General features: G+C 64.8%; 21 protein-coding genes. 10 read left to right on the top strand and 11 right to left on the bottom strand.

The window, feature by feature from the left end; all coding sequences use genetic code 11:
* Position 1 precedes the first annotated feature (1 nt).
* Together RFM40_RS16635 and RFM40_RS16630 are read left to right on the top strand one after the other, a co-directional pair.
* Positions 2-199, top strand: a complete 198-nt coding sequence (locus tag RFM40_RS16635; RefSeq protein ID WP_320219364.1) for a DUF4169 family protein — start codon at positions 2-4, stop codon at positions 197-199.
* 9 nt (positions 200-208) lie between these two features.
* On the top strand, positions 209-436 hold the full coding sequence (locus RFM40_RS16630) for a ribbon-helix-helix domain-containing protein (RefSeq protein WP_320227477.1): 228 nt from the start codon (positions 209-211) through the stop codon (positions 434-436).
* 18 nt (positions 437-454) lie between these two features.
* Here RFM40_RS16630 and RFM40_RS16625 read toward each other — a convergent pair whose 3' ends face one another.
* Positions 455-2,257: a chloride channel protein gene (locus tag RFM40_RS16625; RefSeq protein WP_320227476.1), complete on the bottom strand. Its 1,803-nt coding sequence runs from the start codon at positions 2,255-2,257 to the stop codon at positions 455-457.
* A gap of 185 nt (positions 2,258-2,442) precedes the next feature.
* On the opposite strand from RFM40_RS16625, the gene RFM40_RS16620 reads away from it, so the two are divergent.
* Positions 2,443-2,874, top strand: coding sequence for a MarR family winged helix-turn-helix transcriptional regulator (locus RFM40_RS16620; RefSeq protein ID WP_320272159.1), 432 nt, complete (start codon positions 2,443-2,445; stop codon positions 2,872-2,874).
* A gap of 46 nt (positions 2,875-2,920) precedes the next feature.
* Here RFM40_RS16620 and RFM40_RS16615 read toward each other — a convergent pair whose 3' ends face one another.
* Complete coding sequence (locus tag RFM40_RS16615; protein ID WP_320277817.1) at positions 2,921-6,925, bottom strand: AsmA family protein; 4,005 nt, start codon at positions 6,923-6,925, stop codon at positions 2,921-2,923.
* Between the two features lie 212 nt (positions 6,926-7,137).
* Between RFM40_RS16615 and RFM40_RS16610 the strand changes: the two genes are divergently transcribed.
* Positions 7,138-8,106, top strand: a complete 969-nt coding sequence (locus RFM40_RS16610; protein ID WP_320277816.1) for a Dyp-type peroxidase — start codon at positions 7,138-7,140, stop codon at positions 8,104-8,106.
* Here RFM40_RS16610 and RFM40_RS16605 read toward each other — a convergent pair.
* Positions 8,069-9,538, bottom strand: a complete 1,470-nt coding sequence (locus RFM40_RS16605; RefSeq protein ID WP_320277815.1) for an FAD-binding oxidoreductase — start codon at positions 9,536-9,538, stop codon at positions 8,069-8,071. The genes RFM40_RS16610 and RFM40_RS16605 overlap by 38 nt on opposite strands.
* A 166-nt stretch (positions 9,539-9,704) precedes the next feature.
* Between RFM40_RS16605 and RFM40_RS16600 the strand changes: the two genes are divergently transcribed.
* Together RFM40_RS16600 and RFM40_RS16595 are read left to right on the top strand one after the other, a co-directional pair.
* Positions 9,705-10,190 (top strand): thioesterase family protein, encoded by a 486-nt coding sequence (locus RFM40_RS16600; RefSeq protein ID WP_320272163.1) that lies wholly within the window; start codon positions 9,705-9,707, stop codon positions 10,188-10,190.
* Positions 10,191-10,336: 146 nt separating this feature from the next.
* Positions 10,337-10,534 (top strand): hypothetical protein, encoded by a 198-nt coding sequence (locus RFM40_RS16595; protein WP_027168755.1) that lies wholly within the window; start codon positions 10,337-10,339, stop codon positions 10,532-10,534.
* Positions 10,535-10,596: 62 nt separating this feature from the next.
* Here the strand turns inward: RFM40_RS16595 and RFM40_RS16590 are convergent, their stop codons facing one another.
* On the bottom strand, positions 10,597-11,073 hold the full coding sequence (locus tag RFM40_RS16590; RefSeq protein WP_320277814.1) for an Lrp/AsnC family transcriptional regulator: 477 nt from the start codon (positions 11,071-11,073) through the stop codon (positions 10,597-10,599).
* Between the two features lie 88 nt (positions 11,074-11,161).
* Between RFM40_RS16590 and RFM40_RS16585 the strand changes: the two genes are divergently transcribed.
* Positions 11,162-12,079 (top strand): EamA family transporter, encoded by a 918-nt coding sequence (locus tag RFM40_RS16585; RefSeq protein ID WP_430691686.1) that lies wholly within the window; start codon positions 11,162-11,164, stop codon positions 12,077-12,079.
* A gap of 232 nt (positions 12,080-12,311) precedes the next feature.
* Here the strand turns inward: RFM40_RS16585 and RFM40_RS16580 are convergent, their stop codons facing one another.
* Entirely contained in the window at positions 12,312-13,199 is an 888-nt protein-coding gene (locus RFM40_RS16580; protein WP_320277813.1) for a dienelactone hydrolase family protein, read from the bottom strand.
* 236 nt (positions 13,200-13,435) lie between these two features.
* Here RFM40_RS16580 and RFM40_RS16575 point away from each other — a divergent pair, with 236 nt between their 5' ends.
* Positions 13,436-13,873 (top strand): hypothetical protein, encoded by a 438-nt coding sequence (locus RFM40_RS16575; RefSeq protein WP_320227468.1) that lies wholly within the window; start codon positions 13,436-13,438, stop codon positions 13,871-13,873.
* Between the two features lie 19 nt (positions 13,874-13,892).
* On the opposite strand, the gene RFM40_RS16570 is transcribed toward RFM40_RS16575, so the two are convergent.
* Positions 13,893-16,211 carry a glucose/quinate/shikimate family membrane-bound PQQ-dependent dehydrogenase gene (locus RFM40_RS16570; protein WP_320277812.1) on the bottom strand — a complete coding sequence of 773 codons (2,319 nt, stop codon included), beginning with the start codon at positions 16,209-16,211 and terminating at the stop codon, positions 13,893-13,895.
* Positions 16,212-16,393: 182 nt separating this feature from the next.
* Between RFM40_RS16570 and RFM40_RS16565 the strand changes: the two genes are divergently transcribed.
* Entirely contained in the window at positions 16,394-19,159 is a 2,766-nt protein-coding gene (locus RFM40_RS16565; RefSeq protein ID WP_320227466.1) for an ATP-dependent helicase, read from the top strand.
* A 54-nt stretch (positions 19,160-19,213) separates the two neighbouring features.
* On the opposite strand, the gene RFM40_RS16560 is transcribed toward RFM40_RS16565, so the two are convergent.
* From RFM40_RS16560 to RFM40_RS16540, 5 genes are all read right to left on the bottom strand, one after another.
* On the bottom strand, positions 19,214-20,272 hold the full coding sequence (locus RFM40_RS16560; protein ID WP_320277811.1) for an ABC transporter permease: 1,059 nt from the start codon (positions 20,270-20,272) through the stop codon (positions 19,214-19,216).
* Positions 20,272-21,066, bottom strand: a complete 795-nt coding sequence (locus RFM40_RS16555) for an ATP-binding cassette domain-containing protein (protein ID WP_320227464.1) — start codon at positions 21,064-21,066, stop codon at positions 20,272-20,274. The genes RFM40_RS16560 and RFM40_RS16555 overlap by 1 nt, the downstream gene beginning before the upstream one ends.
* An 83-nt stretch (positions 21,067-21,149) precedes the next feature.
* Positions 21,150-22,163 (bottom strand): substrate-binding domain-containing protein, encoded by a 1,014-nt coding sequence (locus tag RFM40_RS16550; RefSeq protein WP_320227463.1) that lies wholly within the window; start codon positions 22,161-22,163, stop codon positions 21,150-21,152.
* A gap of 98 nt (positions 22,164-22,261) precedes the next feature.
* Positions 22,262-23,167, bottom strand: a complete 906-nt coding sequence (locus RFM40_RS16545) for a sugar phosphate isomerase/epimerase family protein (protein ID WP_320227462.1) — start codon at positions 23,165-23,167, stop codon at positions 22,262-22,264.
* Positions 23,167-24,198 (bottom strand): Gfo/Idh/MocA family protein, encoded by a 1,032-nt coding sequence (locus tag RFM40_RS16540; RefSeq protein WP_320227461.1) that lies wholly within the window; start codon positions 24,196-24,198, stop codon positions 23,167-23,169. Before RFM40_RS16540 ends, RFM40_RS16545 begins: the two co-directional genes overlap by 1 nt.
* A 196-nt stretch (positions 24,199-24,394) precedes the next feature.
* Between RFM40_RS16540 and RFM40_RS16535 the strand changes: the two genes are divergently transcribed.
* Positions 24,395-25,420, top strand: coding sequence for a LacI family DNA-binding transcriptional regulator (locus tag RFM40_RS16535; RefSeq protein WP_320227460.1), 1,026 nt, complete (start codon positions 24,395-24,397; stop codon positions 25,418-25,420).
* The last annotated feature ends 76 nt before the right edge of the window (positions 25,421-25,496 follow it).

The following is a 25,496-nucleotide window of genomic DNA, read 5'->3' as shown; positions in this document are numbered from 1 at the left end:
AATGGGCGAGGTCGTCAATCTCCGCCAGGCCCGCAAGCAGAAAGCGCGCATCGAGAAGGAACGCCTGGCCGGCGAGAACCGGGCATTGCATGGCCGCTCCAAGGCCGAGCGCGAGCGTGACCGGCTGACCTCCGGCAGGACGGAAAAATTCATGGACGGCCATCGCCGCGAAAAGCCCGGCGATCCGGACCGGCACTGAGCGCCTCCGATGGCAGCGGTCGAAAAGCGCTCGGTCACGATCCGCGGCCACCGCACCAGCTTTTCCCTGGAGCAACCCTTCTACGACGATTTGCTCGCGATCGCGGCGGAGCGCTCGCTGTCGCTCGCTGCCCTCGTCGCCGAGATCGACGAGACGCGGACGCGCGACGCCAACCTCTCGTCCGCGCTGAGACTCTACGTGCTCGCCTGGGCAAAGCGCGGCGGCAAGATAGCCTGAAGCAGATAGCCAGCTAGTCTAGGCAGGATCGCTTGCGCTTTGCTGAGCTTTCCGCCTGGCGCCGAAGCTGAGCAAAGCGGAACGGTCGCGTTCCTCCGCCTGCTTTTTCGACCGCACCCGCATCAGATCCTTCCAGCCGACATAGCCAACCAGCCGATCATCCTCGCGCGAGACGACCGGCAGATGCGAGACGTTGGCGGTGAGCAGCTTGTCGGACAGTCCTTCCAGATATTCGTCCGGATAGGCAAGCGTGACCTTGCTGCCGGCGAGCAATTCGCCAAGCGTCGTCTTGCGGTGCTTGCCGGCGCGGCGCCAGCGCAGGATCGCCGGCGGGTCGATGACGCCGAGCACATGCCCATTCTCGTCGATCACCGGGAAGCTCGGATGGCGCGTTTCGGGCGCGGTGAGGAATGCGGCCGCGCCATGCAGCGTCATCGCTGCCGGCACGCTCTCGACCTTGGACGTCATCACTTCGCGCACCCTGGTCAGCACGAAGGGATCGACGCGGTATTCGCGTACAAGGTGATGCCCGCGCCGCGCCACCTTTTCAGTGAGGATCGAGCGCTTCATCAACAGCACGGTGACCGCATGAGCGGTGGCGCAGGCCGCGATCAGCGGCACCAGCAAATGGGTGTTGCCGGTGAGCTCGACCGCGAAGAAGGTCGCGGTCAGCGGCGCGCGCATGGTGCCGCCCATGGTCGCAGCCATCGCCAGCAGCGGCCAGAAGCCCGGCGTCGCTTCCGGCAGGATGCCGGCCAGCACCGCGCCCATCGCGCCGCCCATGATCAAGAGCGGCGCCAGCACACCGCCCGACGTTCCCGAACCCAGCGCCACCGACCAGATGATGGCCTTCACCACCAAAAGCGTGAGCGCCGCAGCCGCGACGACGCGGCCATCGAGCATATTGGCGATGTTGTCGTAGCCGACGCCGAGCGCCTGCGGCTCGATGAGGCCGCCGATGCCGACTACAACGCCGCCGATCATCGGCCACCACATCCAGTGGATCGGCAGCTTCTGGAAAGCGTCCTCGCAGGCATAGACCAATTGCGTCAGCAAACCCGAAAGCAGGCCGGAAGCGATGCCGACCAGCACCCAGCCGCCCAATCCGGCAACCGATGCCTCCATGCTGCCCGAAAAGGGAAAGATCGGACCCGGGAGATGCAGCAAGGTGCGTTCGACTTCCGCGACGATAGCGGCCACTGCGACCGGGATGAAGCTGCGTGGCGTCCATTCGAACAGCAGCAGTTCGACGGCAAGCATGATTGCGGCGATCGGCGTGCCGAACACGGTCGTCATGCCGGCCGCGGCACCCGCCACCAGCAGCGTCTTGCGCTCGTTGTCGCTGACCGGCAGCATCTGCGCGATCAGCGAGCCGATCGCGCCGCCGGTCATGATGATCGGGCCTTCGGCGCCGAACGGCCCGCCCGAACCGATCGAGATCGCCGACGACAACGGCTTCAGCACCGCCACCTTGGCGTCGAGCCGCGAGCGGCCGAGAAGGATCGCCTCGATGGCTTCAGGAATGCCGTGGCCGCGGATCTTTTCGCTGCCGAAGCGGGCCATCAGGCCGATGATCAGTGCACCGATCACCGGCACGATCACCGCAGCAAGCCCAAGCGGCGTGTCCTCGAGCCTGAGTTCGGCCAGCGTGAACTGGCCGAAATAGGCGATGTTGGTGGCAAGCCGGATGAGCTTCAACAGCACGATGCCAGCAAACAGCCCGGCGGTCGCTACTACCACCGCGATGGCCGCGATGATGAGCACCCGTGGATCGGTGGTGAAGTCGCGGAGATGGCCGTTTCCGGCATGGGCGGATTTCATTGGGGAGCCTGGGCTTTCTGGCGGCGCAAATGCCGTCCGGTTGTCGGGCGGCTACATATCGTAACACGATATAATTCTTCAAGATCGTTTTCGATCGCCACTCCGCGTCATTTTGGTCATGGATTGCGCCAGGCCAAGCCTTCGTAGGAGTTGAGCTTTGGCGGGAAAGGGCCATAAGTCGGGGAATGACGCATCCGCAAAAACCGCGCCCCGCCATCAGCCAGGCCGATTACCAACGGCTGTCCGAGTTCCGTTACCTGATCCGCCGTTTTCTGGAATTCAGCCAGCTCCAGGCGAACGAGGCGGGCTTGACCCCGCGCCAGCACCAGGCGCTGCTGGCGATCAAGGGTTACCCAGGCGGTGGACCGGTGGCGGTCGGCGATCTGGCGGAGCGGTTGCGCATCCGACACCACAGCGCCGTCGAGCTGGTGAATCGCCTTGCCGAGGCCGGATTGGTCACAAGGGATCAGGACAAGGCCGACCACCGCCGCGTTCTGCTGCATCTTACGCCACTCGCCGACGATCGCCTGGCCGAATTGTCGGCCGCTCACCTCGACGAGCTTTCGCGGATCGAGCCCGTGCTGCGGCGCCTGCTTTCGCGGCGGGAGCCGGTTTGAGCCACAGCCAAAGCGCCGAACTCGCGGTGTCCTGACCGGACGAGCCTCAGCCGCCGTCCAGCGACTTCAGGAGATTGTCGATCGTGAACGGATTGGCCTTTGGTTTCGCCGGCTCTGAAGCGGAACCGTCGTTGACGCCGGGAAGCGACCGGTCAACCTTTGGCGCCTGCTCAGCCGCCTTGCGTTGGGCTTCCAGCTTCGCCTGCTCGGCCTTCCTGCGCTCCGCCTCGGCCCGCGCTTTGACCGCCTTGTCGGCCGCCTGTTGCTCCGCCCTGGCCTTCGCTTCGACTTCAGCCTGCGCCCGCGCCTCGGCCTCGGCCTGAGCCTTGGCGTCGGCCTCAGCCTTGGCCCTTGCTTCTTCTGCCTTGGCCTTCGCTTCGGCTTCAGCCTTTGCCTGCGCCTCGGCCTTTGCCTGTTCCTCCGCCTTGGCTTTGGCTTCGGCTTCCGCTTTTGCCTGCGCTTCTGCTTCGGCTTGCGCCCTGGCCTCGGCTTCGGCCTTCTGCCGCGCTTCTTCCTCTTGCCGGCGCAGTTCTTCGGCCGCTCGGTCGCGCTCGCTCTGCAGCGCCGCGTAATAGCGCACCTCGCGCCGCAGCCGCTGCTTCTCGAGCAGTTCCGCCTGCATTGCCTCGACCCGCTGCTGTTCCTTCTCCAGCGCGCGCTGGGTCAGGAACTGGGCCAGCGGCTCGCTGTCGAACTGGCGCGTCGTCGCGCCGACCGGGCCGGCGAGGCTGAAATTTACAGCCGGCGCGGAGCCGACCAGCGCCTCGTCGCCGGGACGATAGGTGACCGCCCCCTTTGCCGTGACGGTGCTTGTGTTGACGTCGGCGGTCACATCGGCCGTCAGCACCGCCGCCGGATTGTCGAGGCTGATCGGCGGCGCCCGCAGCGTGCCATTGGCAATGGTGAAGGCAATATCGCTGTCACCCGCCGCGAAACTGCCCTCCCCGGCCATCCCAGGCGCGAAGCCGGCGGTCTTGGCGGCATCGATGTCGTGCCCGATTGCGTCGGCCCTGGCGATGATGGCGGCAAAGGCGTCGGGATTGATGCCGGCGATATTCAAACCTTTCACCGCCGCGGTGCCGGACCCGGACAGAGCGGCGATCATCGCGTCGACCGACTTGCCGCTGGTCGACAGCGCCGCCGAAATATCGCCGCTGCCGCTGACGCCCGAACCGGGCAGCAGCGCGGAAAGATCGCTGCCCGCCAGCTTCAACTGACCTGAAAACAGGCCCGTGCCTTCCGTGTTCTTAAGCTCGAACAACCCGGTCAGCGCGCCGCCATAGAGCTTGGCCTTGAGGTCCGAGACATGGATGCCTTCCCGGTCGAGCTTCAGCGACAAGGCCGCATCATGCGCGGTGGCGAACGGTCCGGCGGCCAGCGCCGCCGCGTTGAGGTCGAGATCGGCGCTGAATGGCAGGGTCGACTTCTGGCTGAACGGCGCCGTCGGCCAGCCACCGCCTTTCGCGGCGAGGAAAGATTGATCGCCGAACAGCGACACAGCCAACGGATCGAGATCGAGATCGTCGAGCGCCAGCGCGCCGGCGAGATGCGGCAACCCATCTTTCATGTCGACGTTGACGTCACCGGACACCGCCGCCCTGTTGATCGCGCCGGCGAGCCCGCTCAGCACCAGCAGCCCATTGCCGAAATCGGCGTCGGCGGCAAGCGATGCCGACGTGCCGGTGCCCATGCCCGGCAACCCGACGCCTGTCGTCATAAGCCACGGCTCGATATCGGCGGCATCGAGGTTGACCTTGCCCTTGGCGATCGGGCCTTGCTGCGTCTCGGCGACAGTTCCGTCAAAGCTCGCCCTGAAATCGTCGGCCGTCAGATTGAAGCTGGTCGCCAGACCGCCGCCGAGCGAGCCTTTCGCCGAGAGATCGGTGGCCGCCTGTCCAAGCATGCCGAGCGGTAGCGCCGGCAGGCCGTAAAGCGCCAGCAGCGTGGCGGCGTTCTCGTTCCTGGCGTTGAAGGTGAGCGACACAGGCGCATCGAGAAGCCGGTCCGCGGTGCCCTTGCCCGAGAGCGAGGCCGAAAAGGCCGAGCCGCCGGCTTTGCCTTGCGCCGAAAGCGCGAGCCCCGTGGTGCCGTCGCCGTTGTCGGCCGCACTCGTCACAAGGTCGATACGGGCGTCCTGGAACAGTTCGGGATAAGCGGCCGCACGGGCGGCCAGGCCCTTCAGAAGCTGATTGTCCGGGTAATGCTGGGCCGCGACGTCGATGAGCGGCCTCAGATCCACGGCCACGATCGAAGCGTCGAGCTTGCCGGTCGGGCTCTCCGGAAAGTCCTTCACGCGCCCCGTAGCGCTGATCGATGCGCCAGCAAGCCCGCCGACCGAAAGCCGGTCGATTTCGAGCAGGCCCTCGCGCAGCCGCAACGCCGTATCCACCATATCAGCGGTCAGCCCGCCGGCGCTGACCGGGCCTGCCTTGATCTGGAAATCGAGGTCGCGGTCGGAGAAGCGGTTGGCGCCCTTGTCGCTGACGAAGATCGAGGCAAAGGCCGCCAAGCCGTCGACATCGAGCTCGCCGCCCTCCAGCCGCATCAGCACCGAGGGCCTCGCGCCTTCGGGCTGGCTGGAATCAATGCTGCCGGAAAACTTCGCCTTGCCGAGGATGAGTTCGAGATCGCTGAAGGACTGCCGGTTCTCGCTGAGATCGACCTTGGCCTTGAAGCCCGCCGCCGGCAGCCGGCGGATCGCATCGTCGACATCCTTCGACAGCCAGGCGGCGAAACCGGAGGGCTGTCCGACGGCAAGCAGCAAGGAACCCGTGAAGCCGAACCGGTCCTCGACGCTAAGCATGCCGTCGGCTTCGAGCGTCGCCCGGCCCGGCAGCGTCGCGGCAAGCGACTTCACCGACCAGCCGCCCGCGACTGGCTCCGCCGAAAGCCGCACGTCGCGCACCGTCGTGTCGCCCGCCACCACCGCCGGCAGCCTGACCTCGACCGTGCCCGGTATCGTCGGCTTCGGCATATGTAGCAGCGCCTGTTCGAACGCCGCGATGCGCTGGTCGAGCGTCAGCCCGGTGCCCGTGGATGCGCCCACGGCCTCGTCGAACTGCACCTGCGCCCAGCTGGCTTCGATCGAGAAATGCGGCTTGAGGCCGAGATCGACCGACGCCTTGCCGTCGGCGGTATAGGGATTGTCGAGCGGCCCGGTCTCGAAGCGGAATTCGTCGACGCCGAGCTTCTGGTGGTCGAGCGCGAATTTGCCGTTCAGCCGGAAGCCCGGATCCGACTTGCCGACGCTGACCTTGACCGGCTTGCCGTCGGTGCCCCGCAGTTCGGGCGAGTTCCTGTCGGCTCCATTCTTGTTGGAGGCTGAAACCTTGAACTGACCGGAGTAGACCGCAGCACCCTTGACGATGCCGGCATTGCCGTCGGTCTCGACGACCAGCGGATAGGCATCCGGGTCTGCCTTCAGCCTGAGCCGCATCTGGCCGTTTGCCTCCACCTTGCCGGTGGAGGCCGAGACTTCCGCGCGCAGCCCGTCGAAGCGCAGCGTGCCATCCATGCGCCACGGGCCGGCGAGCGACTTGGCGGAAACGGTCGAGTTGATTTCGGAGATAAAGTGGCTGCGTCCACCGGCCGCATGGCGTAATTCGATCTGACCTTCGGTCACCGTCAGCTTCTCGATCGCGATTTGACCGGGATCGAAGGGTGTCGACGGGCGGATGGCCCAGTCGACCGTGCCGTCGCCGGCGACGTCGATGGTCGCCTTCGGATGCACTAGCCGCATGTCGAAGATCAGCAACTCGCCGCGAAGGAAAGGGGCGAGCTCGGCATCCATGGAGAAGGTCTCCATCGTCATTGCCGGCTGGCCGCCGGGGCCGCCGGCGACCTCGACATTGGAGAAGGTCACCGAAGGGAATGGCAGCAACCGCGCGGTCGCATCGCCTTTCACCGTCACCTTGCGGCCGAGGATGGTGCTTGCCTCGCGCTCGAAATCGGCGCGATAACCGGTCCAGTCGATGAAATACGGCACCACCAGCGCCGCGCACAGCACCAGCACGAACAGGCCACCGAAGATCACGAACAGGCGAGCGAGCATCTGCTCCAGAGCGTAGGATTAAAGTCAGCCGCACTCTACCCGCATCCGCGTGTCGATAAAGAGGCAATTCGCCCGCGCCATCGCGTCAAATGCAGCGGCGGCCCGCTGTTGCGCGATCGCCGGCGGTCGCGATATCGTTTCGGCATCCTGCCCGAGCGGCTTGCCTCTGGCCGTGATCCATTTTGAGCCAACTTAGAAGCGGAGCATTCCCGATGTCAGGCAAGAACTGGGACAGGGTGCCGATCGACGCGCAGAGCGTTGATGCTCCGCTGTCGCTCGCCGCGGTTTTCCTCGTCGTCACGGTCGGCAGCGACAAGGCGGCCCTATCGAAGGTGGCCTCGGTGCTCGGCGAGCTTGACGATCTCGTCAAGAATGTCGGCTTCCGCGATCTTTCCGGACGACTGTCCTGCATCGCCGGTATCGGCGCCGACCTCTGGGCCCGTCTCTCGCCGGACCGGCGACCACGCGAACTGAAAGCCTTTGCGCCGGTCAAGGGACCGGTCCATTCGGCGCCGTCCACGCCGGGCGATCTTCTCTTCCACATCCGCGCCGAACGCTCCGACATGTGCTTCGAGTTCGAGCGCATCCTGCTGGACAGCCTGGGCAGTAGCGTCACTGTCGTCGACGAGGTCACCGGCTTTCGCTATTTCGACGCGCGCGACCTGCTGGGCTTTGTCGACGGCACCGCCAATCCGACCGGTCTCGACCTTCCGGCTTCCGCCCTTGTCGGCGACGAGGACGTCGAGTTTGCCGGCGGCAGCTATATCGTCGTCCAGAAATATCTGCACGATCTCGGCGCCTGGGCGGAAACGCCGACGCACGTCCAGGAAGAGATCATCGGCCGCACCAAGATCGACAACATCGAGATCGATGACGACGACAAGCCGCGCAAGTCGCACAAGTCGCTGGCCACGATCGAGGACGACGCCGGCAACGAATTCGACATCCTGCGCGACAACATGCCTTTCGGCCGTCCAGGGCAGAAGGAGTTCGGCACCTATTTTATCGGCTACACCCGCTATCTGTGGGTGATCGAAAAGATGCTGCAGCGCATGTATGTCGGCGAGCCGCCGGGCGCCTACGACAGGCTGCTCGACTTCTCCACGCCGCATACCGGCACGACCTTCTTCGCGCCCACTCGACCTACCCTGCAGAAGCTGGCCGACGGTGCGCAGGGGTAACCCGCGGCGACTTTGATGATCCAGCCGCCGGCAAGATCTTGCCGGGGTTCATGATGTTCAACGGATCGAGCGCCTGCTTGATCGTGCGCATGACGTCGACACCGTGACCGAGCTCACGGCGCAGGAAGCCGACCTTGCCCTGGCCGATGCCATGCTCGCCGGTGCAGGTTCCTTCCATGGCGATCGCGCGCATGTTGAGCCTGGCGACAAACTTTTCCGCCAGCGCGATCTCTTCCGGGTTGTCGACATCCATCAGCACCAGCACGTGGAAATTGCCGTCGCCGGCATGGCCGACGATGGGTGCTACCAGCCCCATATCAGCAATGTCGGTTTCGGTTTCGGTGACGCATTCGGCGAGCCGTGAGATCGGCACGCAGACATCGGTCGATAGCCCCTTGGCGCCGGGACGCAGCGTCAGCGACGACCAATAGGCGTCGTGCCGCGCCTTCCAGAGCTTCGTCCGCTCCTCGGTGACGCTGGTCCACAGGAACGGTCCGCCGCCCTGCTCCTCGGCGATCATGCCGAACATCTCGGCCTGTTCGGCCACGCCCGCGTCGCTGCCGTGGAACTCGACGAACAGGCACGGGCTTTCCGGGTAATCGAGCTTCGAATAATTCTTCATCGCCCGCATCTGCAGCGCGTTGACCAGTTCGATGCGCGCCACCGGAATGCCCATCTGGATGGTCGCGATCACGGTGTTGCAGGCCGCCTCCAGGCTGGGGAACGGACAGACGCCGCCCGAGATCGCCTGCGGAATGCCTTGCAGCCGGAGCGTCAGCGACGTGATGATGCCGAGCGTGCCTTCCGAGCCGACCAGCAGCCGCGTCAGGTCGTAGCCGGCCGAGCTTTTCTTCGCCCGCTTGCCGGTCGTCACCACCTCGCCGTCCGCCATGACAGCCGTCAGCGACAGCACGTTCTCGCGCATCGTGCCGTAGCGCACGGCGTTGGTGCCTGAGGCGCGCGTTGCCGCCATGCCGCCGAGCGAGGCGTTGGCGCCGGGATCGATCGGGAAGAACAGGCCGGTGTCGCGCAAATGCCGGTTGAGGTCCTCGCGTGTCACGCCGGGCTCGACCGTGCAGTCGAGATCCTGCGGATTGACCGACAGGATGCGGTTCATGCGCGAGGTGTCGATCGAGATGCCGCCGCCCGGCGCATTGGTGTGGCCCTCGAGCGAGGAGCCTACGCCGAAGGCGATGACCGGCACGCGATGCGCCGCGCAGGCGCGCACGATCTCCTGCACCTCCGGAGTCGTTTCGGCGAAGACGACACCGTCCGGCGCCTGGGTCGGGATATAGGTGGTGGTGTGCGCGTGCTGGCCGCGGATCGCCTCGCCGGTCTGGAAACGCTCGCCGAACTGTTGCTTGAGGATGCCGAGCACAGCAGCGATGCCTTCCTCGTTGCGCTCGACGGGGTTGAGGTCGCTCAAAGCCATGAATTCCTCCGCGAATGGACCAGCGGCCGCTCTTGCCATGCAGCTATGGATGATGCCTAAAGCAATTCCAGGAAAAGTGTGAAGCGGTTTTCCGTCCGGAATTGCGCCAAACCAACAAGAACCTCACCAGCCACACCCTGTCCAGCGACGATCGAGGGAAAACCAGATGACGATGCCCGCGCCGATCATGTCCAGCCCGATGGCGATCGAGAAGGATTGGATCGACTATAACGGCCATCTCAACATGGCCTACTACAATGTGTTGTTCGACCGCTGCTCGGACGAGGCGTTCGAATTGATGGGCATGGGGCCGAACTATGCCAAGGAGCGCCGCCTCACCATCTACACGGCCGAAGTCCATGTCTGCTACGTTCAGGAGCTTCATCTCGACCACAAGGTGAAGGTCTCGTTCCAGCTCATCGACCATGACGAGAAGCGGCTGAGGGCCTATCAGGAAATCCGCCATGTCGACGGCTGGCTGGCCGCCACGTCCGAGTCACTATCGCTGCATGTCGATATGGCCGGGCCGAAGGTCGCTCCCTTCCCGGCCGATGTGATGGCGCAGGTTGAAGCCATGCGGGCCGCCCACGCCGCGCTGCCGATGCCGGAGCGCGCCGGCCGCTCGATCGGCATCAAACGCAAGAGCGCTTGAAGCACGCAAACGCCCACGTTAACCTTACCAAGGTTTTAACGTGAACAAGTCACTTGAGTCCGTTGAACGACTCACTGGCGCGTTCGAAAACCGCCGCACCGGGTTTACGCGCGGGCGGCAGGCGGAATGCGGTGCGAGGACAGTGCATGAAAACCGACATCAAGGTCGAAGTGGAGCGGTTGGCGGCCGATCCACGCATCACCGACTATGATTTCTGGCGATCGCTGAAGAATGTCAACAACGAGATCTTTCACATCGCTAACAACAACGAGCCCATCCCCTTCGACATGATCCGCTGGCGCGCGATTCTCAAGCAAGCGCGCATGAAGCGGGGGCACGCATAAGCAATTCCAGGAAAAGTGCGCGGCGGTTTTCCGTCCGGGATTGCGTAAATAAAGCCGAGCCCTCAGCGCTCCCTTAAACCACCAAGCGGCGAGCGCGGTTCGACCGGCGACGATTGGATGATGGCGGTGTTGGTCATCGCATAGGGAATGATCTTGTCGATCACCCGCTCCAGTTCGGCCACCGAGCCGACATGCGCCAGCGCGATGAAGCAATCCTCACCGGTCACCCGGTCGCATTGCGCGATTTCCGGCAGGTCGCGGATGATCCCGGCCACGACGGCGAGTTGCCCGGGCACCGGCCTGATCCGCAGCCATGCCGACAGCTTCAGGCCGAGCGCCGCCGGATCGATCCTCACCGTATAGGCCTCGATCACGCCGTTCTCCTGCAGCTTGCGGATGCGCTCGGCCAGGCTCGGCGCTGAAAGCCCGACGGCCCGCGCCAGCTCCGCCGTGCTGGTGCGCGCATCCTTCTCCAGGAGCCGCAGGATCTTCAGGTCGGCGGCATCCAGGCCGGCATTTTCATTTCGAAGGCGTTTCAAAGGAATTCTCTTTCTTCAGAAGGTTGAGGACCGTCAAAGCCGTTCATCGCCCATATATATCGCGAAGATCGCCTGCGATAATGATCTCATGAATTCCGAAGTGCAAGTTCGCACGACCGACCAGGCCACTGGCGACACCGACGCTGCGCGCCCTGCCTTCGCCGGACTGGCCAATGCGCTGCCGCCGCATGTCTGGTTCTGTGTCAGCGCGATTTTCCACTATCTCGGGCCGGCCTTCGCCGTGCTGCTGTTCGCTCAGGTCGGCGTGCTCGGCATGGCCTGGCTGCGTATCGCCACTGCGGCGCTCATCTTCGCGCCACTCACCCGGCCATGGACCGTCTTTGCTCGGGCCGACCGCTCGGCCCGCCTGCTTCTGTTGGCTTTCGGCGCCTGCCTGGCGGTGATGAACTGCTCGTTCTATCTGGCTCTCGACCGGCTGCCGATCTCGCTGGTCGCTGCGATCGAATTCGTCGGAACCATCGGCGTCGCGCTCGTCGGCCTCAGGAGCCGGCGCAACGTCGCGGCGCTGGCCATCGCGGTCGCCGGCACCTTGCTGCTGATCGATATCAAATGGTCCAGCGATCCCGTCGGCCTATTCTGGGCGTTTTTGAACGGCGCCTTGTTTGTCGGCTACATCGTGCTGGGCCACCGCATCGCCCAGACCGGCATAGGCATTGCCGGCCTCGGCACCGCCATGGCGATTGCTTTCCTCGTCGTGCTGCCGATCGGCTTCGACCAAGCGCTGCCGGCCTTCTCGGCGCCGCAGCTTTTGATCGCCGCCATCGGCGTCGGCATCTGCTCCTCGGTCATCCCCTATATATGCGACCAGCTCGCCATGGCGCGGCTGCCGCGCGCCAGCTTCGCGCTGATGCTCTCGCTCCTGCCGCTCACCGCAACGCTGATCGGCGTCATCGTGCTCAGACAGGTTCCCAGCCTCACCGACTGCTTCGGCATTGCGCTGGTTGTGGCAGGCGTCACCATGCACAAGCCGGCGGCCAATGCCTAACTCCTCGACACGGGAATTTTCACCGGTGCAGACTTGTCGGCAGCGAGGACTCGCTGCTCGTTTCAGTGAACCGTCGCGACCGTTCGGAATTGGCTGAAGCCAGCCCCAACGTCGTCATCCTATGGTCTGCGCCGCGTCGCTTCGCTCCTTGCTCCGCCATAGGATGACGAAGTGAGAGGCGCTTCGGCCAAATCTCCTGTGATCTGCCCGACCGACTGGGTGGGCCACTCGGTCAAGCCAGCTTTTCTTTCAGGAAAGTGATGGTCCTTCCCCAGGCGAGATCGGCCGCCTTCTTGTCATAGCGGGCGGCCGAGGTGTCGTTGTTGAAGGCGTGGTTGACGCCGTCATAGACATAGACCGTGTATTCGACATGCGCGGCGTCGAGCGCCTTCTTGTAGGCATCGATGCCGGCGTCGATGCGTTTGTCCAGCCCGGCATAGTGCAGAAGCAATGCGGCCTTGATCTTCGGCACGTCCTCGGCTTTCGGCTGCATGCCGTAATAGGCCACGCCGGCGCTGAGGTCCGGCGCATTGACGGCGAGGGTGTTCAGAGTGCCGCCGCCCCAGCAGAAGCCGACCGCGCCGACCTTGCCGTTGCCGTCTTGGTAAGCCTTGAGGTACGCGACTGTGGCTACGCCGTCGGCCGCGACCTGTTTGGCGTCGAGCTTGGCGAACATGTCGCGCGCCTTGTCCTCGTTGGCAGGCGTGCCGCCGAGAGGCGACAGGAAATCGGGCGCCAGCGCGACAAAACCTTCCAGCGCCACTCGCCGCGCGACATCGCGGATATGCGGGTTGAGCCCCCGGTTCTCATGGATGACGATGACAGTTCCCGCCTTGCCGGATTGACCTGCCGGCTTGACCAGATAGGCCTTCATTTCGCCGTTGCTGCCGGGATACGTGACGTCCCCGCCTTTCACGCGCGGGTCGTCCTCGGCAACGACCGCCGCCTTGGCCGAATTCGCTGCCAGCATCGGCACGATCGCCGCGGCCGCCGCGCCCGATCCGGCGAGCCTGGTCAGTTGCTCCATGAAGCGCCGTCGGTCGAGGGTCAGATGCGTGTACTCGTCATAGGCGTCGATCATCGCCTGGGTGATGACGGGCTTGCTGGCACGTTCGGTCATGGCTCTCCTCGACGTCCGCACAGGATTGACGCGCAAGATAGGGTTGAGGCTTGCACGGTCCAGTCACGGACGGATGACGATTTGGTGCGCCCGAACGCATGCGTCGCAGCACGATGAGCACCTTGGGGCGAGCCATCACATTTTGGTCATTTCCGAAAGCCTTGATGGAGCTGTCACATAAGCAAGGAAGGCTGCCGATGCTGCTCGCCAATCCATGCGACAAAAAGGGGAATGCCATGAACGTCCAGGACATCTTGAACACCGTCTCGCAAAAGGCAGGGCTCGACCAGGCCACCACGGAGAAAGTCGTCGGCACCATCTTTTCAGTGCTCGAGCATGAAGCGGAAGGCACCATCGTTTCGTCATTCTTCGACAAGATTCCTGGCGCCGATGCGCTGGCCCAGCAATATGATGTGATGGCCGCCGGCGCCGCGCCTGGTTCGGGCGGCGGCTTGCTGTCGTCGCTGCAGGGCGCGCTTGGCGGCGTGCTTGGTGAAAAGGCCGGCGCGCTGATCAATGGCGTCGCCGTGCTGAAAGAGGCTGGCCTCGACATGGCGCAGATCCGTCAGGCAGGCGAGACCCTGATCAAGCAGGCCGAAGCAGCCGCCGGTCCAGATCTCACCAACCAGGTGCTCGGCCAGGTGCCCAGCCTGAGGGGCCATCTGGGCCTCTGAACGGACGGGCGCAGCGTCACTACTTAGGCAGCGTGTACGCCATCACATAATCACCCGGCTTGGTGCCGACCGAGCCGTGGCCGCCGGCGACGATGACAACGAACTGCCGGCCGTCGGCGACCGTGTAGGTCATCGGTGTCGACTGGCCGCCGGCCGGCAGCCTTGCCTGCCAGAGCTGTCGGCCGGTGGTGAGATCGTAGGCGCGCAGATAGTCGTCGACCGCCGCGCCCAGGAAGGCGACGCCGCCGGCCGTGATCATCGGCCCGCCGATGCCGGGAACGCCGACCTTGAACGGCAGGGGCAGCGGCGTCATGTCGTAGACCGTGCCGTTGCGATGCTTGTAGGCGATCTGACCGGTCCTGAGATCGACGCCGGCGACATAGCCCCAAGGCGGCGCCTGGCAGGGAATGCCGAGCGGCGACAGGAACGGTTTCAGCACCACCGCGTAGGGGGCGCCCTCGTTGCGGTTGAGCCCCTGCTCGCTGCCTTTGGTGTTGTCGCCCGGCGGCGGCACGTCCGCGCGCGGAATGAGCTTCGAAATGAAGGCGAGATAGGTCGGCATGCCGAACATCACCTGCCGCACAGGGTCGACCGCGACGCCGCCCCAGTTGAAGACGCCGAAATTGCCGGGATAGATCAGCGAACCCTGCAGCGAGGGCGGCGTATAGCGCCCCTCGTAGCGCAGTTTCCTAAGCTCGATCCGGCACAGCAGCTGATCGAACATGGTGATGCCCCACATGTCGGCGCCGGTCAGCGGCTTCGGATTGAAGGAAAGGTCAGAGCTCGGCTGGGTCGGCGAAGCGTGGTCGCCTTCGATCGCGCCGCCCGGCGCCGGCATCTCCTTCACCGGAATGATCGGCTCGCCGCTGCGCCGGTCGAGCACATAGAGGTCGCCCTGCTTGGTCGGCCCGATCAGCGCCGGCACGATCGCGCCGCTGGCCGAGGTGATGTCGACCAGCGTCGGCTGGGCCGGCACATCCATGTCCCACAGGTCGTGATGCACCAGCTGGCGCACCCAGCGCAACTGCCCGGTATTGAGGTCGAGCGCCGTGATCGAGGAGGAGAATTTCTCGACATTGGCGCTGCGGCCCATGCCGAGCTGGTCGGGTGTCTGGTTGCCGAGCGGCAGGTAGAGCAGGCCAAGCTTCTCGTCGGCGCTTGCTGTCGACCACATGTTGGGCGAGTTGTTGGTGTAGTTTTGCCCGGCCGGCAGCGGCGTCGTCTGGTCCGGATTGCCTGAATCCCAGTTCCACAGCAAAGCGCCGGTGCCGGCGTCATAGGCGCGGATGACGCCCGACGGCTCCTCGGTTGAATAATTGTCATTGACCGCCCCGCCGACGATGATCTTGCCGGCCACGATCAGCGGCGCCGAGGTCGAGTAATAATAGCCCGACTTCGGATACGGCATGTTGGCAAGCAGATTGAGCGTCCCGCCTTCCGCAAAGGACGAACACACCTGGCCGTTGGCGGCATCGAGCGCGATCAGCCGCGCATCCGACGTCGGCAGATAGATGCGCGCGGCGCAAGGCTGTCCGGTCGCGATCTTGGCATCGGCGTAGTAGGATACGCCGCGGCAGGTCTGGTGCTGGCGATTGCTGTCGACCTTGATCTTCGGGTCGTAGCGCCATTTCTCCTTGCCGGTTGCGGCATCGACGGCGATGGCGAAATTGTGCGGCGTGCAGATGAAGAGCGAATCGCCGATCTTTAGCGGCGTCACCTGGTAGGTTGTCTCCTCGATGTCGTCGGGACCTTTCACATCGCCGGTGCGGTAGGTCCAGGCCGGCTGCAGCCTGGCGACATTGTCGGGCGTGATCTGGTCGAGCGGCGAATAGCGCTGGCCGAACGGCGTGCGGCCGTAGAAATACCATTCGCCGGCCAACATATCGGCGCCGAGATTGGCAGTCGGTGTCACCTTGTCGGTGTCGAGCGTGCCGCCGATGTCTTCCGGGTCGACGGTCATCGAATAACCGGCCACCGCGAGCGAGGCCAGCACCGCCAGGATCAGCGGGGCGCGCCCGTCCGGGCCCTTGAGCGCTCGTCTGACCCATGGCGTCAGCAGCCAAAGTGCGACAAGCACAATGATGCCGCCGCGCGGGCCGAGCTGCCACCAGTCGAAGCCGATCTCCCACACCGCCCAGCACAGCGTGCCGACCACAAACGCCGCGTAGAGCCAGAGCCCCGTCGACCTGCGGCGGAAGATAAGAAAGGCGGTGACCAGGAAAGCGAGACCCGCGATCGCATAGTACCAGCTGCCGCCCAGCGAAACCAACCAGATGCCGCCGCCGCCAAGCGCCAGGCCGATGAGGAGGAGGACGAGGGAGGTGATGGTGACAGCCAAGACGATACTCCTTCGACTGTTGCGCGGTTGCGGCGCCTCTCAGGCAACGGCATGCCGTCCCTGCCCTGTCGGCAGCTTTCCCTCACCCGCAGCGCCTGTCAAGCGAACCGGAACAGCGCAAAAATGGAACAAAACGTAGACGCTTCTGGCCTTTCGCTGCCGAATCACTACATTCGGGGGCGATGTCCGGCTTTTCGGAAGACATGCCCTTCTTTGACGAACCGAATGCGCGGCCCGCGGCCCCGTCCGGCATTGCCGCGCGCGCCATGGCGGCCCGCAGCACGCAGAACCGCGCGGTCGACTACCTCAACGGCCTCAATCCCGAGCAGCGGCTCGCTGTCGAAACAACTGAAGGTCCGGTCCTGGTGCTGGCCGGCGCCGGCACAGGAAAGACGCGGGTGCTGACCACGCGCATCGCCCACATCCTTGCCACTGGCAGGGCCTACCCTTCGCAGATCCTCGCCGTCACTTTCACCAACAAGGCCGCGCGCGAGATGAAGCAGCGCATCGGTATCCTGATCGGCGAGGAGAATGTCGAGGGCATGCCCTGGCTCGGCACCTTCCACTCGATCGGCGTCAAGCTGCTCCGCCGTCATGCCGAGCTTGCCGGGCTGAAATCCGACTTCACCATCCTCGACACCGACGACGTCGTGCGGCTGATGAAGCAGCTGATCCAGGCCGAGAACCTGGACGACAAGCGCTGGCCGGCCAAGCAGTTCGCGCAGATGATCGACAACTGGAAGAACAAGGGCCTCGGCCCGGACGAGATTCCGGAAGGCGATGCGCGCAGCTTCGGCAACGGCAAGGGCCGCCAGCTCTACAAGGCCTATCAGGAACGGCTGCAGACGCTGAATACCTGCGACTTCGGCGATCTGCTCTATCACCCGATCCGCATCTTCCGTGCCTATCCGGACGTTCTGAAGGACTATCACCGCAAGTTCAAATACATCCTGGTCGACGAGTATCAGGACACCAACACCGCGCAGTACATGTGGCTGCGACTGTTGGCCCAGCGGCCAGGAGTTCCAAGGAGCGGGTCACCGGGCGGCCGCACCCCCAGCGCTTCGAAGTCGACTATCGATAGGACAGAAGGGGGGCGTTACAGACCGCCAGTTCCCGAAGAGGAACAACTAGTCCGCAGTGATGAATGGGATATTTCGGCCGAAGGCCGCAAGCCCGACCGGGCGTCCGAGCCGTTGCGAGGCCCCCGCGGAGGGCCCGCGCCGGCAGGCGCGGAACAGCCCGTGAGCGTGAATATTTGCTGCGTCGGCGACGACGACCAGTCGATCTATGGCTGGCGCGGCGCCGAGGTCGACAACATCCTGCGCTTCGACAAGGATTTTCCGGGCGCCACCATCATCCGGCTGGAGCGTAATTACCGCTCGACGGCGCATATCCTTGGCGCGGCCTCGCATCTCATCGCCCACAATGAAGGCCGTTTCGGCAAGACGCTGTTCACCGACCGCGACGATCCCGAGGACGACAAGGTGCATGTCCATGCCGCCTGGGACTCAGAGGAAGAAGCGCGCGCCGTTGGCGAGACGATCGAGGCCTACCAGCGCCCCGACAGACAAGGAAATCGGCACAATCTGAACGACATGGCGATTCTGGTGCGCGCATCCTTCCAGATGCGCGCCTTCGAAGACCGCTTCATCACGCTCGGTCTCAACTACCGCGTCATCGGCGGTCCGCGCTTTTACGAGCGGCTGGAAATTCGCGACGCTCTCGCCTTCTTCCGCGTCGTCGCCAACGGCGGCGACGACCTCGCCTTCGAGCGCATCGTCAACGTGCCGAAGCGGGGCTTGGGCGAAGCCACCATCCGCCAGATCCACGACACGGCGCGCGCCATGCGTATCCCGATGCTGGAGGCCGCAGCGACACTTGCCGAAAGCGACGAGCTGAAGCCGAAGCCGCGCGCGGCCCTGCGTGAGGTCGCGGCCAATTTCGAGCGCTGGCAGAAAGCGCTGGAGACCACGCCGCATACCGAGCTTGCCGAGACCATCCTCGAGGAAAGCGGCTACACCGACATGTGGAAGAACGACCGTTCGGCGGAAGCGCCCGGGCGGCTGGAGAACCTCAAGGAACTGATCCGCTCCATGGAAGAGTACGAGTCGCTGCGTTCCTTCCTCGAGCATGTGGCGCTGGTCATGGAAGCCGAGCAAGGCGAGTCGCTCGATGCGGTCTCGATCATGACGCTGCATTCGGCCAAAGGCCTCGAATTCGAGACCGTCTTTCTCCCCGGCTGGGAAGAAGGCCTCTTCCCGCACCAGCGCGCGCTGGACGAAGGCGGCCGCTCCGGGCTGGAGGAAGAACGGCGTCTCGCCTATGTCGGCCTGACGCGGGCGAAAAAGAACCTGCATATCTGGTTCGTCTCCAACCGCCTGATCCATGGGCTGTGGCAATCGACGATCCCGTCGCGCTTCCTCGACGAATTGCCGGAGACCCATGTCGACGTCGCCGACGGCGGCAATTCCTACGGCGGCTATGGCAACCCTTATGGTGGCGGCTCATTCGCCTCAGGCCGTGGCGGCGGCCGGCAAAATCCCTATGGCGCCTCGCGCTTCGACAATATCGGCGCCAAGGATCAGGGCAGCTTCTCCAACACCTATGCGACGCCCGGCTGGCAGCGTGCGCAAGCGAACCGCACCGAGGCGACTGACCGCAACTGGGGCACCCGCTCCGGCCACCAGGTCGAGCGCATCGGTTATGGCGAGACCGACAGCGGCTACGGCGCCGGCCGCACCAGCGTGAAAGGCCGCACCATCGAGGGCGAGCTGGTCGCCAAATCGGTGGCCGACACCCCGTCCGCCTTCAAGCTCGGCGACCGCGTCTTCCACCAGAAGTTCGGCAACGGCAACATCGCGGCCATAGACGGCAACAAGCTCACCATCGACTTCGACAAGGCCGGCCAGAAACGCGTGCTGGACGGGTTTGTCACCAGCGTGTGAGCGGCCGTCAACTGATCGCCGTCGGAACGAATTGCCGTCTGCAGCCACAGCCTCTCAGCGATAGCGCGCCTGGTTCCATTTGTGGCCGAGCAGCGACAGGATGATGATCAGCCCATTGAAGAACTGGACGTAGAAGCCGCTCAAGCCTGCCGCCACCACACCAGTCTGGATGAACGAGACCGTCACTGCACCGATCGCACCGCCGACCACCGTGCCGATGCCGCCCCAGGTGGGCGTGCCGCCGACGAATACCGACGCCAGCACCGGCAGCAGATAGCCGTCGCCCGCCGTCGGCCACCAGGTGAAGTTGATCATCACGGAAAAGGTGCCGGCGATCGCGGCCCCGATGCCGACGAAGACGAACACCTTGACCCGCACGCGCTTGACGTCGATGCCCATCTGCTTGGCGCTGTCCGGATTGTCGCCGACCACCTTGACCTGCGCGCCGAAGCGGTGGCGGTTGTAGAGCAGCGCCGAAAACACCACGAAAGCGATGGCCCAGAAGATCTGCACCGGGATGCCGTAGATCTGGCTGGAAAAGATCGCGTAAGCCCAGCTGTCGGCAAGGCTGGTCAGCGCCGTCGACTTGCCCTCGTTGATGATCTGGATCAGCCCGCGCAACAGGAAATTCATGCCGAGCGTGGCGATCAGCGACGACAGCCCGCCATAGACGACCAGCGAGCCGACCAGGAAGCCAAGCAGCGTGCCGGTGACGAGCGCGGCCGCAATGCCGAGGAACGGATCGTAGCCGGCCTGCACGACCAGCGCGAAGACCCAGGAAGCAAAACCCATCGTCGCGGGGAACGACAGATCGATCTCGCCGCAGGTGACGACGAAGACGAGCGGCACGACCACGAACAGCGCAACCGGCAGCGTGGTGAGCACGGAGCTGTAGAGATACCAGGTGGTGAAGACGGTCGGGTTGGCGATCATGAAGACCGCCATCATGACGACGAACACTGCGAATGTGCCGAGGGCCGCGCGGTTGTCGAGGACAAACCCGCGCAGCCAGTGGTCGGAGGGATGGCTCCATTCCTTGCCTGATCCCTTGGCAGCCTGGCCGCTTGCCCTTCCGAGAGGCGTTTGCAGATCGGGTTCCATGGCCTTGCTCATCACGCTCTCTGCTCCGCTCCGCCTGCCTCGTGCAGCCCCGGCAAGCCGTCGGGATGCGCGATGTCTTCCATGAAGTTGATGAGGTCATCGGCCGACTTGACCTCGCTGCGGTCGGCCGTCAGCGCCACCTTGCCGCGGTCGAGCACCACGAAGCGGTCGGCGATGTCGAAGACATGGTGGATGTTGTGGCCGATGAACAGGATCGACCGGCCGCTCGCCCGCACCTGGCGCACGAAATGGAAGACCTTGGCAGTTTCGGTCAGCGACAGCGCCGTCGTCGGCTCGTCGAGGATGATCAGCTCCGCCTGCTTGTAGATGGCGCGCGCGATCGCCACGCCCTGGCGTTCACCGCCCGAGAGCTGGCCGACGATCGAGTGCGGCGTGAACACTTTCGAGGTGAAGCCGATCTCGCGCATCAGCCGGCTTGCTTCCTCGATCTCCTTGTTGACCTTCAGCCAGCCGAGAAACCCGGTCAGCTCGCGGCCCATGAAGATGTTGCGCACGATCGTCTGCTGCACGGCCAAAGCCCGGTCCTGGAACACCGTCTCGATGCCGGCATCGCGCGAGCGCGCGGCGCTCCATCCGGTCACCGGCTTGCCGCGCACGAGGATCTCGCCACTGGTCGGCTTGACCACGCCGGACAGGATCTTGATCAGCGTCGACTTGCCGGCGCCGTTGTCGCCGATGAGGCCGACCACCTCGCCGCGGTCGACGCTGAGATTGACCCCGCCCAGCGCATAGACCTGGCCATAGGATTTCGTGATGTCGCGCAGTTCGATGATGCGTTCGGCCATGGCAATCCTCATCTGATGTCGGCTGCCGGCTCTCCGCCGGCGGTCCCGCCGGCCGGGCTCGACCCGACCGGCGGCTTGGGAGGTCAGCGCAGCGCCTCTTTGGCCAGTTCCGAAACGACCTGGTAATTGTCCGGTGTCACGAAGCCGGCGCCGGTGTCGACATTCATCGGCGCCAGGCCCAGCACCACCTGCTGGCAAAGGCTGAGGATCGGCAGATAGCCCTGCAGGAACGGCTGTTGGTCAGCCGCCAGCTGCACCCAGCCGCCCTTGAAGCCTTCGACGATTTGCGGGCTGGTGTCGAAACCGAAATTGAAGATGTCGCCCGGCTTGCGTCCGGCCGCCTGCATGTAGGTGGCGACATTGCCGAGCATCTGTCCGCCGGGATAGCCGACCGCCTTGACGTCCGGGTGGTTGAGCAGCGCCGCGGTGATCACTGGGATGGCGAGATTGGGATCGGAGGCCCACTCGCCGCTCGGCGGCGATGAGAGCTGGATCACCTCGACACCCGCCTCCTTCAAGGCAGCGACCGTGCCGCGCTCGCGCGCGCCGCGATTCTCGTTCTCGAACGGGCCGATCATGATCGCCTTGTCGCCGGCTTTGAGCTTGGCGAGCTTGAAAGCCTCGGCGCCGAGCGCGCGGCCCTGCTGCTCCTGCTGCGCGCCGACATAGCCGCCGCCGAACGCAGCCGTCACCTTCGGTACCGGAACATTCTGGTACATCATCTTGATGCCGTCCTTATGCGCCTGCTCGGCCAGCGGCATGATAGCGGCGTCGCCCGGATGGCCCATCATGGCGATGCCCTGGGGCTTGACGGCGACCGCCTCGCGCAATTGCTGCACCATCTTCTCGGCGTCCCACTGGGAGAAGATATAGTCGACCTTCGGCCCGAGATCGGCCGCCGCCTGCTTGGCGCCATTATAGACGATGGTGCCGAAAGCGTCGCCCTCGGCGCCGCCGACGAAGAAGCGGATATGGACGTCCTTGCACCATTGGGCGTCGAGCGCATGCGCCGGCAAGATGGAAATTGAAGCGCAGAGCGCCGTGGCGGCCGCCACGACGGTCGAACGCAGAACAGTCCTTCTGGTCATGATGATCATGCACGTTCCTCCCTTTTTGTCCCTCGCAACGGAGGGTTTCGACGATTGCTTCGGCGTTCGCCGCAGTGTTCGGCCGGCTCCTCCCGCCGGTCGAGCTCTCACACCGGGTTTGGCAGGTAGCTGGCTCCTCCCCTGCACTGCTTCAGATATTCGAGCGCCCGCACCTGGCCGGTGATCTCGAGATCGCCGCGATAGACCGGATCGTGCCAGCCCTCGATGTCGATGGCGCCCTTGTAGCCGGCCAGCCGCAACTCGCTGATCACCCGCGTCCAGTCGCTGTCGCCGAAGCCCGGCGTGCGCATCTGCACGAACGGCAGGCGCCCGAACACGCCGTGCTCGCGAATCACGTCCCAGCGCACGGTCGCGTCCTTGCCGTGGACATGAAAGATGCGCGGCGCCCATTTGCGGATCTGCGGGATCGGGTCGATCAGGTAGACGAGCTGGTGGCAAGGCTCCCATTCCAAGCCGAGATTGTCGTTTGGCAACTCGTTGAACATCAGCTCCCACGCGTCGGGATTGTGGGCGATATTCCAGTCGCCGCTAGCCCAGTTGCCGTCCATCGCGCAATTCTCGAAAGCGATGCGCACGCCCTTGTCGGCGGCGCGCTTGGCCAGCGGCCCCCAGACCTCGCGGAAGCGCGGCAGGCTGTCGGTCAGCGGCTTGCCGCGCACGCGGCCGGTGAAGCCGCTGACCGTGGAAGTGCCGAACAGATGCGCATTGTCGATGACGGTCTCCCAGGCCTTGAGCACGCCGCGATCGACATCGCCGCTTTCCAGCGGGTTGCCGAACACGCCGATCGAGGACACGGTGACGTTGGCATCGCCGATTGCCTCGCGGATCTCTCCGGCGAGCCGCGGCAGATCCTTGCCGCCCAACGTCTGCCAGAAAAAGGGCTGGATGCTCTCGAAACCGAGCGGCAGGATCTGCCTGATATAGGCCGCCGGGTCGTCGAGATTGGCCCGCACCATGGTGCCGATCCTGATGTCGAGCAGTGGATTTGCCATCACTGAGCGTCCCTGGCGATCGTGACCCGGCGTCCGGTCTCGGCGCTCTCGATTGCGCCGAAGACCATCGCCAAGCTGTTGATGTTGTCGGTGCCGCGCGTCTCCGGTTCAGTGCCGGTCTCGATCGCCCGCATGAAATCCTGAATGATGCCGAGATGGCCGTCGACCCGATCGGCGGGATCGAGCGGCGGCACTTCGATCGGCTGGGTCTTGTCGATGATACCGTCGCGGCCGGACGCAACCACCTCCGCCTTCAACCCGTCATGGCCGTCCCACAAGAGGCTGCCCCGTTCGGCAACGATGCGCCAGCTGCCTTCCCAGCTGGTGCGAAAACCGTCGGCGCACCAGGAGCCGGCATAGGTGAAGACCTTGCCGCCGCCGAGATCGAAGACGGCGCTGGCCGATGATCCCTGCCGGTACCAGGAACTGGCCGGTTCCCATTCCTGGCAATAGACGCTGGCCGGCTCGCCGCCGACCATGTAGCGGGCGGCATCGAAAGTGTGGATCGCCATGTCGAGCAGCAGCACATGCGCCATCTCCTCGCGAAAACCGCCGAAATGCGGCGCGACGAAGAAGTCGGCATGGATGCTGGTCGGCGCCCCGATCGCGCCGGACTCCAGGAACCGCCTGATCCGCCTGACATTGGCGACGTAGCGGCGATTCTGCACGACGGCGTGGATGCGCCCTGCCCGGCGCGCGGCTTCGACGATGGTGCGCGCGTTTTCGGGGCTGTCGGCCAGCGGCTTCTCGGTCAGGAGATGGCAATTATGGGCAAAGGCCGAAAGCGCGACCTCGCGGCGCGCGGCGGGAACCACGACATCGAACACGGCATCTGGCTTGGTCTGGTCGAGAACGGCGTCGAGGCTGGTGCCGATGATAGCGTCGGAGAGCCCGTATTCGACCGCCCTCGCCTGCGCACGCTCGGCGTCGAGATCGACAAGGCCGACAATGGCAAGCCCGTCGATCCGCGTTGCGGCGTCGAGCCAGTGCTTGCTCATGGCTCCGCACCCAACCAGGACGACCTTCATCATCCAGCGCTCCTCCCGTTCGGCCCCCTCCAGACCGAATGTCACGGCATCCACGGTCTGACCGTAAACGTTGTTCCGTAAACGTTTACGACAACACACCCGATGGCGTAGAATGTCAATCGCCCGCTCGCGAAAATCGTCATCGGCTGCTTGGCCTGAGCGGCCGCCGGTGCTAGCGAGGAAAGGGGGAGAACCGGCCTTGGCGTCCAGCATCCACGATCTAGCGCGTCACCTGAACATCTCGATCGGCACCGTGTCGCGGGCGCTGAACGGCCGTGCCGACGTCAATGCCGAGACACGACAGCGCGTGCTCGACGCGGCCAGGAAGCTGAACTATTCGCCCAACCAGTCCGGCCGCAGCCTGCGCCAGGGCGCCACCCATTCGATCGCCTTCATGCTGCAGCCGCATCCGGGCGACCAGCAATATGGCGAGCCCTTCTTCATTCCGTTCCTGACCGGACTGCAGGGAAGGCTTGCCGAAAGCGGCCTCGACCTGATCGTGGTGATGGGCGCGCCGGGCGACTACCAGCAGGAGCGCCTGCGCCGTGTCGTCGAGACGCGCCGGGCCGACGCGGTCGTGCTGGCCTGGACGCGGCGCGATGACGAGCGCATCGACTACCTGGCCGAGAGAGGCTTTCCCTTCGCCACGCTCGGCCGCAGCCGTTCCGGCGGCAAGTCCTACCCTTCCCTCGATCTCGATTTCGAGAAGGCGGGCAGCGACGCGGTCGACCGCCTGGTTGCGCGCGGCCACCGCCGCATCGCCGCCATCCGGCCGTCGCTCGATCTCAATTTCGGTCACCTGTTCATGACCGGCTACCGCAAGGCCTTGCGGCGCCATGGCATCGAGGTCGACCCCGGACTGATCGCGGAAGGCTTCATCAACGAGGCCGGCGGCTACCAGGTGACGCCGCGCGTGATGCTCTCCAAAGACCGGCCGACGGCAATCATCTTCAACAATGACGCCATGGCGCTTGGCGGCTGCAAGGCGCTGGCCGAAATGGGCATCCGTCCCGGCCACGACATCGCGGTGATCGTCATCGTCGACACTCCGCTCTGCCGCTATTTTTCGCCCGCCCTGACCGGCTTCCGCCCCGCCTTGGAGCCGATGGGACAGCGGCTGGCCGAGATGCTGCTGGCCTCGCTTCCCGCCTATGCGGGTCCTGAGGGGCCGCGCACCATCCGCGAGGTCTGGCCGCTGGAGCTGATCGCGCGCGAAAGCGATTGAGCGCCCTCTCCTTCTCCCCTTTGTTTGGACCGGGGACATCGCGAACAGGTGTGCGAGGACATCGCGAACAGTTTTG

The organism is Mesorhizobium captivum (assembly GCF_033977165.1).
In the GTDB taxonomy this organism is placed as follows: domain Bacteria; phylum Pseudomonadota; class Alphaproteobacteria; order Rhizobiales; family Rhizobiaceae; genus Mesorhizobium; species Mesorhizobium captivum.
Note: the sequence above shows the minus strand (reverse complement) of the source record. Positions and strands in the feature narration are given on the sequence as shown.